At 69.5% G+C, this 14,032-nt stretch carries 9 protein-coding genes and 1 pseudogene; 8 read left to right on the top strand and 2 right to left on the bottom strand.

The genetic code is table 11. The features are described 5' to 3' along the window. The 8 genes from VLF18_RS03945 to VLF18_RS03910 all read left to right on the top strand — a co-directional run. Positions 1–602 (top strand): ABC transporter ATP-binding protein (locus tag VLF18_RS03945; protein ID WP_325278319.1); only part of this gene is annotated, 602 nt, incomplete at its 5' end. After that, a complete protein-coding gene (locus VLF18_RS03940; RefSeq protein ID WP_325278318.1) occupies positions 599–3,076 on the top strand; it encodes an ABC transporter permease in 2,478 nt (825 codons plus the stop codon). The genes VLF18_RS03945 and VLF18_RS03940, both read left to right, overlap by 4 nt. Positions 3,077–3,480: 404 nt before the next feature. Continuing rightward, the gene (locus VLF18_RS03935; protein WP_325278317.1) at positions 3,481–4,398 is read left to right on the top strand and encodes a hypothetical protein; all 918 of its coding nucleotides are present in this window, start codon (positions 3,481–3,483) and stop codon (positions 4,396–4,398) included. 173 nt (positions 4,399–4,571) lie between these two features. Then, positions 4,572–5,318, top strand: coding sequence for an electron transfer flavoprotein subunit beta/FixA family protein (locus VLF18_RS03930; RefSeq protein WP_325278316.1), 747 nt, complete (start codon positions 4,572–4,574; stop codon positions 5,316–5,318). 64 nt (positions 5,319–5,382) lie between these two features. Beyond that, entirely contained in the window at positions 5,383–6,324 is a 942-nt protein-coding gene (locus VLF18_RS03925; RefSeq protein ID WP_325278315.1) for an electron transfer flavoprotein subunit alpha/FixB family protein, read from the top strand. Positions 6,325–6,492: 168 nt separating this feature from the next. Beyond that, entirely contained in the window at positions 6,493–8,709 is a 2,217-nt protein-coding gene (locus VLF18_RS03920; protein ID WP_325278314.1) for a DUF5916 domain-containing protein, read from the top strand. A gap of 293 nt (positions 8,710–9,002) precedes the next feature. Then, complete coding sequence (locus VLF18_RS03915) at positions 9,003–10,499, top strand: AMP-binding protein (RefSeq protein ID WP_325278313.1); 1,497 nt, start codon at positions 9,003–9,005, stop codon at positions 10,497–10,499. Further along, positions 10,496–11,449, top strand: coding sequence for a WxcM-like domain-containing protein (locus tag VLF18_RS03910; RefSeq protein ID WP_325278312.1), 954 nt, complete (start codon positions 10,496–10,498; stop codon positions 11,447–11,449). Before VLF18_RS03915 ends, VLF18_RS03910 begins: the two co-directional genes overlap by 4 nt. A 43-nt stretch (positions 11,450–11,492) precedes the next feature. Here the strand turns inward: VLF18_RS03910 and VLF18_RS03905 are convergent, their stop codons facing one another. After that, entirely contained in the window at positions 11,493–13,145 is a 1,653-nt protein-coding gene (locus VLF18_RS03905; protein WP_325278311.1) for a BatD family protein, read from the bottom strand. A gap of 1 nt (position 13,146) precedes the next feature. Beyond that, positions 13,147–14,032: pseudogene (locus VLF18_RS03900) on the bottom strand (hypothetical protein); the annotation flags it as partial.

Below are 14,032 nucleotides of genomic sequence, written 5' to 3'. Positions count from 1 at the left end.
AGGTCAGCCTTTCCGTACCCGCCGGCGATTCGCTGGCCATCGTCGGCGCGTCGGGTTCGGGCAAGACCACGCTATTGGGGCTGCTGGCCGGCCTCGACAACCCCGACAGCGGCGAGATCGTGCTCGACGGTCAGCCGCTGCACAGGCTCGACGAAGAAGCGCGCGCGGCGCTGCGCCGCCGCCGCGTCGGCTTCGTGTTCCAGAGCTTCCATCTGCTGCCGGCGCTGACGGCCGAGGAAAACGTCATGCTGCCGCTGGAGCTCGAGGACGGCGGCGACGCGCGGCAAGCCGCGCAGCAGGCGCTCGACGCGGTCGGCCTGTCCAGGCGCCTGCATCACTACCCGACCCAGCTCTCCGGCGGCGAGCAGCAGCGCGTCGCGATCGCGCGCGCGTTCGTCCACGGACCGAAGCTGCTGTTCGCCGACGAGCCGACGGGCAATCTCGACGCGCGCACCGGCCGCGCCGTCAGCGATCTGCTGTTCGACCTCAACCAGGCGCGCGGCACGACGCTCGTGCTCGTCACGCACGACCTGACGCTCGCGCAGCGCTGCCGCCACGTCGTGCGCCTGGACGGCGGCCGCCGCGTGGAAGAAGCCGCATGAACGTGCTGCGTTTCGCCGCACGCGCGCTGCGGCGCGAATTCCGCCACGGCGAGCTGCGCACGCTCGCCGCCGCACTCGTGCTCGCGGTCGCCGCGCTGACTGCGGTCGCCACGCTCGGTCAGCGCGTCGAGCGCGCGATCGTCGCGAGCGCGGCCGAACTCATCGGCGGCGATCTCGGCGTCGCCGCGCGGCGCGAGATCGCGCCCGAATTCTTCGCCGAGGCGCAGCGCCTGGGTCTGCGCACGAACCGCAGCGCCGAATTCCCGAGCGTCGTGTTCGCCGCGGGCAAGAGCCAGCTCGCGCAGGTCAATGCGACCGACGGCAACTACCCGCTGCGCGGCGTGCTGCAGATCCGCGATGCGAGCGGTGCCGATCTCGAGGTGGCCGCGCCGAAGGCCGGACACGTCTACGCCGACGGCCTGCTGCTGTCGGCGCTGGGAGTGAAACCCGGCGACACGCTGGAACTCGCCGGCCGGCCGCTGGCCGTCGGCGGCGAGATCCTGCGCCAGCCCGACGGCGGGCAGATGTTCTCGCTCGCACCGCGGCTCGTCGTCGCACTGTCCGATGCGCAGGACAGCGGCCTGCTCGGCGTCGGCTCGCGCGCGCGGCACCGGCTGATGCTGGCCGGCGGCGCCGATGCGCTCGCGCGCTTCCAGGCCTGGGCCAAGCCGCGGCTCAAGGACGGCGCGCAGCTCGTGACCGTGGCCGAAGCGCAGCAGAACCTGCGCAGTGCGTTCGAGCGCGGCGAATCGTTCCTGCGCCTTGCCGCCCTGCTCTCCGCGCTGCTGTCGGGCATCGCGGTCGCGCTGGCCGCACAGCGCTACGCGCGGCGCAAGGTGGACGAAGTCGCACTGCTGCGCGCGCTCGGTCTCGGCAAGCACCGCGTGCTCGCGATCCTGAGCCTTACGGTATTGCTGCTCGGCCTGCCGGCCTGCGTGCTCGGCGCCGGGCTCGGCCTCGCGCTGCAGCAGGGCGTGCTGACCTATGCGGGCAATCTGCTGCCGGCCGCGGCGCCGGCGCCGAGTCCGATGCCGGCGCTCGCCGCCATGGCCGTCGGCCTCGCCGTGCTCGTCGGCTTCGCGCTGCCGCCGCTCGCGAAGCTGCGCGACGTGCCGCCGATGCGCGTGTTCCAGCGCGCGATCGCGATGCGTCCGCGCCGTTTCGACCTGTTGTATCTGCTGCCGCCCGCGGTCGCCTTCGGCCTGATCGCGAGCCAGAGCAGCAGTGCGGCGATCGCGACCGCGCTCGGCACGAGCCTCGCCGGCGTCGCCGCGGCGACGCTCGCGATCGGCCTCGTGCTGATCTGGCTGCTGCGCCGCGTCGGCCGGAGCCTGCCCGGCGCGCTGCGTTTCGGACTGGCGAATCTCGCGCGGCGCCGCGGGCTCAGCCTGATCCAGGCCACCGCGCTCGCGCTGAGCTTCACCGCATTGCTGCTGCTCGCCGTCGTCGGTCCGGGGCTGCTCGCGGCGTGGCGCGCCGACCTGCCCGCGGAGACGCCGAATCATTTCCTGCTGAACCTGCAGCCCGAGCAGCGCGAACGCGTCGAGCGGCAGTTGCAGGCGCTCGGTGCGAAGAATCTCAACGTGCTGCCGCTCGCGGTCGGCAAGCTCGTCGCTATCAACGGCAAGGCGCCGCGCGCGGAGGACTACGACGACCGCCGCGCAGCGAGCTGGATCAACGGCGAAACCCGCCTGTCGTGGAGCGACACGCTGCCCGAATCGAACGTGCTCAAGGCCGGCAGCTGGTTCGACGGCAAGGCGGCGACGCCGCAGATCTCGGTCGAGCGCGTCTGGGTCGACATGCTGCACCTGAAGCTCGGCGACACGATGAGCTTCACGATCGGCGACCGCACGATCGAGGCGACGATCGCGAGCATCCGCGAAGTCGACTGGACCTCGTTCCGCGTGAACTTCTTCGTGCTGCTCGACCCGGCCAGCGCGCAGGCGCTGCCGCACAGCTTCATCGCGAGCTACTGGCTGCCGCCCGCGCGCGCCGTCGAACTGCGCGCGGTGTCGCGCGAATTCCCGAACCTGTCGATGATCGACATCAACGCGATCCTCGACCGCGTGCGCGACATCATCGACCGCGTCAGCAGCGCGGTCATGGCCGTGCTCGGCTTCAGCCTCGTCGCAGGCCTGCTCGTGCTGATCGCCGCGCTCAACGTCAGCGCCGAGGAACGCCGCTTCGAGACCGCGATGCTGCGAACCCTCGGCGCACGCCGCGGCCAACTGCTCGCGACCGTGCTCGGCGAATTCGCACTGCTCGGACTGATCGCCGGACTGATCGCGTCGATCGGTGCGATCACCGCGGGGCTGTCGCTCGGCCGCGCGGTGTTCCGCATCGCCTGGAGCCCGCCCGTGCTGCCGTTTGCACTCGGCGTGCTCGCCGCGGTCGCGCTCGTGACCTTCGCCGGCTGGCTCGGCACGCGCGGCATCGCGCGCACGTCGCCGGTGCTGGTGTTGCGAAAAGAATGATCGTAGGGCGCAATAACCGAAGGGCATTGCGCCGTCTTCGCAGCGCATTGCGCCGTCTTCGCAGCGCATTGCGCCGTCTTTGCAGCGCATTGCGCCGTCCTTGCAGCGCATTGCGCCGTCCTTGCAGCGCACACGCAAAAGCAAAAGACGTATGTACCGCGTCTTTCGCCGACAACCTGGCCGCGAGCCGCGAGACGGACTCGGCGCAATGCCCTTCGGTTATTGCGCCCTACGAAGGCATCGCTGCCCGGCGGATGCGGCCGCATCGTCGGCACTGCGGTAGACGACCCGAATCGCGAGCACGAAGTGAGTCCAGGCACTCCGCTGCCTTCTCACTGCTCTTTACGCGTTTGTCTGCATGAATTCGGCGTTTTTCGCGCCGCCCCCGACCATGGAGATCACCGATGACCAGTCCCCGCATCGCCCTCGTCACGGCGCGCGCCGCGCGCGGCCTGGACGAAGACCTGCCGCCGGCCGTCGAGGCGTTCGAACGCGCGGGCGTCGAAGTGACTGTCGTCGACTGGGACGACGTGGGCGTCGACTGGTCCGCCTATGACATCGCCGTGCTGCGCTCGACCTGGGACTACACGCAGCGGCTGCCGGAATTCCTGGCCTGGGTCGAACGCGCGGCGGCCGCGACGACGCTGCTGAATCCGCCGGACATCGTGCGCTGGAACACCGACAAGCATTACCTCGGCGAGCTCGCCGCGCGCGGCATCGCGATCGTGCCGAGCGCGTTCGTCGAACCGGGCGAAGATGCGGCTGCGGCGCTCGTGCGCTTCATCGATGCGCACGGCCGCGGCGATCCGGCGTTCGAGTTCGTCGTGAAACCCTGCGTCGGCGCGGGTTCGCGCGACGCGCAACGGCACGGCGCGGAGCGGCCCGACGCCGCGCTCGCGCATCTCCAGGCGCTGCTGGCCGCGGGCCGCAGCGCGCTGCTGCAGCCCTATCTCGCGCGCGTCGACGAACACGGCGAGACCGCACTGCTCTGGTTCAACGGCGAGTTCAGCCATGCGATCCGCAAAGGCCCGCTGCTGCGCCGCGACGAGGCGGCGACGCGCGCGCTGTTCGCCGCCGAGCACATCACCGCGCGCGTGCCGGACCCGGCGGAACTGGCCCTCGCCCGCGAGACGCTCGCGGCGATTCCGGCCGGCGAACCGCTGCTTTACGCGCGCGTCGACCTGATCCAGGACGCCGACGGCAACCCCTGCCTTCTGGAGCTGGAACTCAGCGAGCCGTCCCTATTCTTCGGCCACGGCGCGGGTTCGGCCGACCGCTTTGCGGCTGCCGTGCTTGGCCGGAAGCGAACAGCTGGCGCGTAGGAGTCGGAAAAGGGGCGAAGCGCGCTTCCCCTGGTTCTTACCTACTACCCTCTCGTTTTTCCCAGGCTGTCCGGACTAGCCGGCCTGCCGCATTTTCCGCGGCGCGGTAGAATTCGGGGCTTTCCGCCCGCGGCTGCGGCCGCTTTCCCTGGTCCCACTACGGAATCCGCTGCATGAAGATCCTCGTCGGCTACAAGCGCGTTGTCGATTACAACGTGCGCATCCAGGTCAAGCCGGACGGCTCCGGCGTCGTCACCGAAGGCGTCAAGCTCTCGGCCAATCCGTTCGACGACATCGCCCTGGAAGAAGCGCTGCTCTTGCGCGACAAAGGCGTCGCCACCGACGTCGTCGTCGCCACGATCGGACCGGCCGACTGCCAGGCGCATCTGCGCAACGGCCTGGCCATGGGCGCGAACCGCGCCATCCACGTCGTCAGCACCGCCGCCGTGCAGCCGCTGACCGCGGCGCGCACGCTGCTCAAGCTCATCGAGAAAGAACAGCCGGACATCGTCATCCTCGGCAAGCAGGCCATCGACGACGACTGCAACCAGACCGGCCAGATGCTTGCCGCATTGTGGAATCGTCCGCAGGCGACGTTCGCATCGAAAGTCGAAATCACCGGCACCAGTGCCCGCGTCACGCGCGAAGTCGACGCGGGCCTCGAAACCATCGAAGTCGACCTGCCGGCGGTCATCACGACCGACCTGCGCCTCAACGAACCGCGTTTCATCAAGCTGCCGGACATCATGAAGGCGAAGTCCAAGCCGATCGAGACGATTCCGCTGGAATCGCTGGGCGTCGAGTCGGGCGACCATCTGAAGACCACGCACTACGCCGCGCCGGCCAAGCGCACGAAGGGCGTCATGGTCAAGGACGTCGCCGAACTCGTTTCGCTGCTGAAGACCAAAGGTCTGGTGTAACTCCCTACGCGACTGCGGCAGCCGCGCGGTGCGCGCGGCGCAGTCCCATCAACGGATGAAGCTCATGAGCAAAGTTCTGATCGTTGCCGAACACCTCAACGGCAAGCTCAATTCCAGCACGGCGCGCTGCGTGACCTGCGCCAGGGCGTTCAATGCCGACAGCGTCGACGTGCTCGTCCTCGCCGACGCGCCCGAGGCGATCGCCGCCGAAGCCGCCGCGATCGCCGGCGTGAACAAGGTGCTGACCGTCGCCAACGCGGCGAATGCGCACGCGATCGCCGCGGTCTACGCACCGCAGGTCGTCGCCGCGGCACAGGGCTACAGCCACGTGCTCGCGCCGTCGACGACGTTCGGCAAGGATCTCGCGCCGCGCATCGCCGCGCTGCTCGGCGTCGCGCAGGTCTCCGACATCGCCGAAGTCGTCGGCGCGCACAGCTTCAAGCGTCCGATCTACGCGGGCAACGCGATCATCACGGTCGAGGCGCCGGCCGATGCGGTGCTCGTCGCCACCGTGCGCACGGCATCGTTCGCGGCCGCGGCGGCTGGCGGATCCGCGGCGGTCGAAGCGCTGAACGTCAGCGCCGAACTGCCGACGCACACGCGCTTCGTCGAGCTGCAGCAGGGCAAGAGCGATCGGCCGGACCTGCAGAGCGCGGGCCGCGTCGTCTCGGGCGGCCGCGGCGTCGGTTCGGCCGAGAACTTCGCCGTGATCTACAAGCTCGCCGACAAGCTCGGCGCCGCGGTCGGCGCTTCGCGTGCCGCGGTCGACGCCGGCTACGTGCCGAGCGACCTGCAGGTCGGCCAGACCGGCAAGATCATCGCGCCGGAGCTCTACATGGCGATCGGCATCTCGGGGGCGATCCAGCACCTGACCGGCATCAAGGACGCGGGCACCATCGTCGCGATCAACAAGGACGGCGAGGCGCCGATCTTCGAGATCGCCGACATCGGCCTTGTCGGCGACCTGTTCACGCTCGTGCCGGAACTCGAAGCCGCACTCGGCTGATCGATGGCAGCGACGTGACACGAAAAAGCCCGCCGCCCGGCGGGTTTTTTCGTTTCGGCGCGACAGCCGTGCGATTCGACGCCGGACGCAACCAATGGCGGTCGCCAACGTACACGGCGACGCGTAGCATGCGGGGCCTTTTGTCCGACGGCTCGTCTCTATCCGGCCATGCGCACCGAACTTCTCGCTTTTTTCCTGCTCGCCGCGACCGGCACGACCGCGCATGCGGCGACGCTGCGCATCGACGGCCGCGCCGACGAGGAACAGTGGCGCGACGCGCACGTGTTCCGCGACTTCAAGCGCACGCAGCCCTATACGCTCGACGCGGCGACCGTCGTGACGGAAGCGCGCATGCTGTCCACGCCCGAAGGCATCGCGTTCGCGTTCCGCTGCGAACAGCCGGCCGGACTGCAGCGCGTCAAGCCGTTCACGCCGCGCGACCGCATCCGCAACGCCGACCGCGTCAACGTCAACATCGACTTCGATGCGGACGGCAAGATCGGCTACAACTTCACGGTGTCGCTGTCCGATTCGATCGAGGACGCGATCATCACCGAGGAAAACCAGTTCAACACCGACTGGGACGCCGACTGGCAGCACGCGGTGCAGGAAGATGCCGCGGGCTGGAACGTGGAACTGCTGCTGCCGTGGACGATCGCGAGCATGCGCGGCAGCGACACGCCGACACGCGTCGTCTCGGTGCAGGTCGATCGCGTACTCGCCGAACGCAGCGAACGTTCGGCCACGCCGCCGGCGTTCTACGGCAATCCGGTCTATCTGTCGGCCTTCGAACGCATCACGATTCCGCAGTACCGCGCGCAGATTCTCGATCTGTTTCCCTACGTGTCGGCGCTGTACGACCTCAAACATCCGGGCAGCGAGTTCCGCGCCGGCGCCGATCTGTTCTGGAAACCGAGCGGCGATTTCCAGCTGACCGCCACGGTGAACCCGGATTTCGGCCAGGTCGAATCGGACGAACTCGTCGTCAACTTCGACGCGATCGAAACCTACTATTCCGACAAGCGCCCGTTCTTCACCGAAAACCAGGCGCTGTTCGACATGCGCAGCGCGCCCGACGGCGTGCTGCTGTACACGCGCCGCGTCGGCGCGGCGTCGGACGACGGCAGCGGCCGTGCGGCGGACATCACCGCGGCGCTGAAGCTCAACGGCAACGCCGGCAATCTGAAATACGGCGCGTTTCTCGCCGAGGAAGAGGATGACGCCGGCCGGCGTTTCGCGGCGGGCCGGCTGCTCTATACCTTCGGCGATTCCAACATCGGCGCGCTCGTGACCTCGGTCGACCGCCCCGCGCTCGATCGCCGCGCCGAGGTGCTTGCGAACGACTGGCGCTGGCAGCTGACACCGAGCGTGCGGCTCGACGGCCAGTTCCTGCTGTCGCAGATCGACCAGTCGGGCACGACGACCAGCGACACCGGCGGCGTGCTGCGCCTCAGCGCGATGCCGAACGAGCAGCTGCAGCACACCGCGACGTTCACGCATCTCGGCGACGAACTCGATTTCAACGACGCGGGCTACATGCCGCGCAACAGCCTCAATCGCCTGCTGTGGGAGTCGAGCTACAAGCGCAGCGACCTGCCCGCCGACAGCGCGGTCGCCGCCCTGACGTGGGAAGCCGAGGCCATGCTGCGCACGAACGATCGCGGCGATCGCCTGACCTCGTATCTGGAATTGCAGCGCACGGCCGAGCTGCGCGCGGGCGGCTCGTATCTGTTCGAACTGCGCGCGCAGGCCGCGGGCTACGACGATCAGATCTCGCGCGGCCACGGCAAGGTCTGGATCGAATCGCGGCCCTGGATGTTCGCCGAATATGCAAGCGCGCGCCGCGGCAAATGGCAGTACACGCTGGGTGCCTGGTGGATGCAGGAAGGCATGGGGGGCTGGGCATTCCAGCCCGAGATCACGCTGGCCTACGCCGTCAGCGACCGCCTGACGCTCGACGGCGAGATCTGGCCGCGCTGGAGCCGCGACTGGCTGATCTGGCTCGACGGCGATCGCCTCGCACGCTATCGGCGTTCGCAGTGGAACACGTCGCTCAATGTGAACTGGTTTCCGAAAGCAAAACACGAGCTCCGCGCGAAGCTGCAGTGGTTCGCGATCGACGCGCACGAAGGTTCGGCCTATCGCATCGGCGCGCGCGGACGTCTCGTCGCCGACGGGCAAGCCGGCGATTTCAGCGTCAACAATTTCGGTCTGCAGCTGCGCTATCGCTATGAACTCGCGGCGCAATCGGAACTCTACCTCGTCTACAGCCGCGGCGGCGCCGAGGAGCGCGACCAGCGCGACGACAGCGGCGAGTTGTTCGTCGACGCGCTGAGCCTGCGCGACGCCGATCAGTTTCTGGCCAAGCTGCGGTATCGATTCTGAGCGCTCGTTCGTCACATACATGAACGTGCGGCGCGCGTCATTTCCTGCAGGCGACGCGCGCGTGGCGTGTCTGGCACACTGCATCGGCGCAGTGTTGCGGCTGCGTGCGGTGACACGGAACTTCGGCAACGTCGAGGTTCCGGCGGCGCGGTCACGCGCCGCTCGCAATCGGGCGCACTGGTGCTCGATCGGCGGAGGCGGGTCCGGATCTGCGCCGGATGCGCCGACCCGAAAAGAACGCCGAAGCGGCGTTCTTTCGAGGTGACTGATACAGGGATGACAGGGCAAGGACCATGAAGAAACCGATCTGGGAACCCAGCGCGGAGCGCGTGGAGCGCGCAAACCTCAGTCGTTTCGTGCGCTTCGCGCGCGAACAGACCGGTAACGACGATTTGCGCGGTTACGCCGCGATCTACGATTTCTCGATTCATCACCCGGAACGCTTCTGGCCGCTGGTCTGGGAGTTCTGCGGCATCCGTTCGATCGGCACGTTCCACGACGTCATCGTCGCCGGCGAGCATGTCGCGGACACGCGCTGGTTTCCGGGCGTACGCCTGAACGTCGCGCAGAACCTGCTGCGCTATCGCGACGACCGCGCCGCGCTGATCGCGCGCGACGCCGACGGCCGCTGGCAGGAAACGAGCTACGCACAGCTGCAGCAACAGGTCGCGCGCATCGCCGCGGCGCTGCGCGAATCCGGCATCAAGCCCGGCGATCGCGTCGTCGGACTGCTCGACCACGGCAGCGAGGCCGTCGTCGCGATGCTCGCGAGCGTCGCCGTCGGCGCGGTCTGGTCGGCGCTGCCGCCGCATGCGGACGCCGCATCGCTGAACGCCGCGCTGCGCACGCTGGCGCCGCGCGCGGCGTTCGCGACGGGCGCCGTGTTCGCGCGCGCGGAACTCGGTCTCGGCTTCGATGCGCGCATTGCCGTCGGCGGTCCGGCTGCGAATGCAGCGGCCTGGAGCGACCTGCTCGCGCGCGACGCCGCGCCGTTGACCTTCGAGGCTTCGGGCTTCGAACAGCCGCTCTATGCGCTGCTGCGCGAGGACGGCGACATCAGCCTGCATTCGGCCGGCGGCACGCTGATCCAGCATCTGAAAGATCTCGTGCTGCACGTCGATCTGAAGCGCGACGACCGTGTGCTGCATGCGGCCGCGCCGCACACCGCGTACTGGCATTGGCTGACCTCCGCGCTCGCCGCGGGCTCGACCCTCGTGCTCAGCGACGCGACGTTCGATCCGGCGCATGCGTCGGCCTGGGATCTCGTCGACGAGCAGGCGGTCAGTGTGATCGCGACCGACACGGCGGCGCTCGCGCGGTTCGCCGCGTCGCCGCTGCAGCCGCGGGAGACGCACAAGCTGCTCACGCTGAAGACCGTGCTCGCGAACGGTCCGTCGCCGGCCGGGAACGACATCGAGCAGGTCTATGCGCGCGTCAAGGACCGGCTCATGGTGTCGGCCTGCGGCGGCGACGCCGGCGGCCTGAGCTTCCTCGCGCTCGGCTGCCCGCTGCTGCCGGTGTATGCGGACGAACTGCAGTGCCGCGCGCTCGGCATGCGCGTCGAAATGCTCGGCGACGCCGGCAGCGCCGTGATCGAAGAGCCCGGCACGCTGGCCTGCCTCGCGCCGTTCCCGGGGCTGCCGCTGGGTTTCGTCGACGACGCCGACGACGCGCGTTTCCGCACGCGCTATTTTTCGCAGCACGCGCACGCGTGGTGCAGCGGCGAACGCGCCGTGCTGACCGCGCGCGAAGGCGTGCAGTTCGAGACCCGGACCGACGGCCAGCCATGACTCATTTCGTACATCCGCAGGGCCTCTGCGAAAGCACCGACATCGGCGCGGGCACGCGCGTCTGGGCGTTCGCACACGTGCTCAAGGGCGCGCGCATCGGCGCCGACTGCAACATCTGCGACCACGTGTTCGTCGAGAACGACGTCGTCGTCGGTGACCGCGTGACGGTCAAATGCGGCGTGCAGCTCTGGGACGGCCTGCGCGTCGAGGACGACGTCTTCATCGGTCCGAACGCGACGTTCACGAACGACCCGTTTCCGCGCAGCAAGCAGTATCCGGAAAAGTTCGCGCAGACCACGATAGGCCGCGGCGCCTCAATCGGAGCGAACGCGACGATCCTGCCGGGCGTCACCATCGGCCAGCACGCGATGATCGGCGCCGGCGCCGTAGTCACGCGCTCGGTGCCGCCGCATGCGATCGTCGTCGGCAATCCGGCGCGCATCACGGGCTATGTGTCGTCGGCGCGTCAGCAGCCCGGCACGTCCGCGGGCGCCACCGCGTTTCCGACCGCGCCCGGCGTCACGGCCACGCAAGTGCGCGGCGTCACGCTGCACCGGCTGCGCCAGGTCAGCGATCTGCGCGGCAACCTCAGCGTCGGCGAGTTTCCCGACGACATTCCGTTTCCGGTGCGCCGCTATTTCGTGATCTACGACGTGCCGAGCGCGGAGACGCGCGGCGAGCACGCGCATCTGACCTGCCACGAGTTCCTGATCTGCGTGAAGGGCAGCGTGTCGGTCGTCGTCGACGACGGCGAGCACCGGCAGGAATTCCTGCTCGATCGCCCGGAACTCGGCGTGCACATGCCGCCGATGGTCTGGGGCATCCAGTACAAATACTCGAGCGACGCGGTGCTGCTCGTGTTCGCCTCGCATCACTACGAGGCCGACGACTACGTACGCGACTACGATCGGTTCGTGGCGTTGAAGCGGGCCGAGGCCGAGAAGGGCTGACGAAGAAAACCCGTCGTTCTGCGAAGCGGAGCGCGGCGAGCTCTCAGCGCCCGCCCCATAGCGGGGGCAGCACGCTGTTCTCGTCGTTGGCCGCGCGGCGCGACGCGCGCGCGAAACCGGCCGCGAATGCGGCGGCCAGTCCGGCCGGCAGCGCCGGGGTCCTGCCGCTGTAGAGCGCGGCCTGCAGGTGCGCGATCGCTTCGCGCTGCGCCGGCGAGTCGAGCCGTGCCGCGAGTTCGCCGAGGTGCGACACGGACAGCCCTTCGCTGCGCGCCCAGGCGAGCAGACGCTGCGCGGCGGCGCCCGCATCGCCGGCGGCGACGGCCTGTTCGAAGCTGCGCTTCGTCGGGCTGAACGCCGGCGCGGCCGGCGCGGCGGCGCGGCGCGGACGGCGCTGCAGCCACAGCAGCGCGAGCGTCACGACCCAGAGCCCACCGCTGGACAACGCGGCAATTTTCCAGAATGCAGCAGTTGAACCGGATACGGCCGGTACGGGCGCATCGGCGGCGACGGCGTCCGGCGAGGCGGCGGCAGGCGTGCCGCCTGCGGCTTCGGCGACCTCGATCGTGATTTCCGCGGTCTGCGCAATCGTCGGCTTGTCGTTGGCCGTGTCCCACCAGCCGAGCGACATCGCCGGAACCCGCAGCGTGCCGGCACGCTTGGGCACGATCGCGAACTTGCGCGTGCGCTCGCCGACGACCCAGCCCGCGTTTTCGCGCGAGCGCGTCAGCGACTTGTCGGGATAGACCTCGGCGCCGTCGATCGCCGGCAGTTCGAGTTCGGGCAGCTGTTCGAAGCCGAGCCCCTGGGCGACCGCGCTCACGGTCAGGGTCAGCGGCTCGCCGACGCGGCCCTGCAGCGCCGGCGTAGCACCGTCGACCTGCAGGGTCAGCGTCTGCGCCGGCAGCCACGGACCGCTGCCGGCGTCGGCGGGCTTGGGCCGGATCTCGACGGCGATGGGCTCCGAGCGCGTCGCGACGGTCCGGCCGCGGCCGAAGAACAGCGCATTCGGGTCGTTGCCGCTGAGCGCGCGGCCGCGGAAATTCAGCGCCGGAATCTGCAGCGGCCCGCTCTTCTGCGCGGTCAGCGCATAGCGGCGTTCCATGACGCGGTAGCGCCGGCCCGAGCGCTCGGCGTCGTAGCTGCGGTCCTGGCCAAGCTTCTGCACGACGGCATCGCCGAGCGTCAGTTCCTCGACGGCACCGTCGGTCAGGTTGATCGCATAGAAAAACTTCACGGTCACGCGGATCTGCTGCTGCACGTAGGCGAGCTGCGGGTCGACGCTGACGTCGAGAAAGATGTCGTCGCCGGGACTTGCGCTGGCGATCGCCGGCGCAGCGCCGACCGTCAGCACGATCGGCTGCGTCTTCGCGCTGCCGACGACGAGCGCGGGAATCGTGAGCTTGCCTTCGCGCTTGGGCCGCAGGCCGACGGCCCAGAGCAGCGTGCTGCTCGTACGGCCGTTGACGATGCTGACGGAACTCGAGCTCGACCGGCTCAGCAGCTCGAAATCCGCTTCGAGCGCGCCGAGATCGGGTTCGCTCGCCGATTCCTCGGTCTCGACGTTCAGCGTGACGGTCTCGCCGAGCTGCATCGTGTCGCGGTCGAGCCAGGCGCGCGCGGCCGCCGCCCCGGCCGTCACGGCGAACGTGCTCAGGAATGCCAGCGCGAACAGCGTCGCGATTCGTCGCATCATCTCAGCGGTCTCCGCGCTGCGCGCCGCGCTGGCGGCGCTCGTATTCGAGTTGGAACTTGCGCCGCAGCAGGCCGCCCGGATCGTCCGGCACGCGCTGCAGCCAGTGTTCGACGGCCTGGCGCTGCTCGCGCTCGGCCTCGGTTTCGGCGGGAACCGCGGCGGTCTTCTCGCCCGTCTTTTCGCCGGTCGCTTCGCCGCGGCTCGCGCGCTGCGCGTCTGATTCCTTGTCGCCGGGCTTGCCCTCGCCGTCGTTCTGCTGCAGCGCGCGCTCCATGGCTTCGCGGAACGCCTGCTGCTGTTGCGCGTCGGCGGCGGCTGCGGCGTCCTTGCCGGCTTCGCCCTTGCTGTCGTCGTGCTCGCCCGGCTTGGCCTTGCCGGCGCGTCCGGCCTGATCCTGGCCCTGCTGGGTTTCGCCGGCCGCGCGCGACGCGTCGTCGGCCTGCGACTGCGCGCCGGGCTGACCGCTCTGCGCCGCTTCGCCCTGCTGGCCGGCCTTTCCGTCCTGCTGCTGGCCTTCCTGACCGGCGCTCGCATCCTGCGCCTGCTGCGCGGCGTCGGACGAATCCTGCTTGCCCTGCTCGGGCGTGTCGGGTTTCGCGCCGCTCGGATCCTGTTGATCCTTGTCGGAACTGCTCTTGTCCTGCCCCGACTTCTGCTGCTGTTGCCGCAGCCAGTCTTCGACGGCTTGCTTGTTCGCCTTCGCGTCGGCGTGGTCGGGATCGCGGCGCAGCGCTTCGTCCCAGGCGGCGATGGCCTGCTCGAACTGGCGCTGCTGCGCGAGCGCGTTGCCGAAGTTGTAGGCGGCGTCGGCACTCGTGCCCGGCGCCCAGTCGGCGGCAGCGCCGGCCGCGTCGCCGGCGCGGAATTTCGCGGCGCCGCGCAGGTCG

It is taken from the genome of Tahibacter sp. (assembly GCF_035481375.1).
In the GTDB taxonomy this organism is placed as follows: Bacteria; Pseudomonadota; Gammaproteobacteria; order Xanthomonadales; family Rhodanobacteraceae; genus Tahibacter.
The sequence above is the reverse complement of the archived record's forward strand: the minus strand, read 5'-3'. Positions and strand labels throughout refer to the sequence as shown.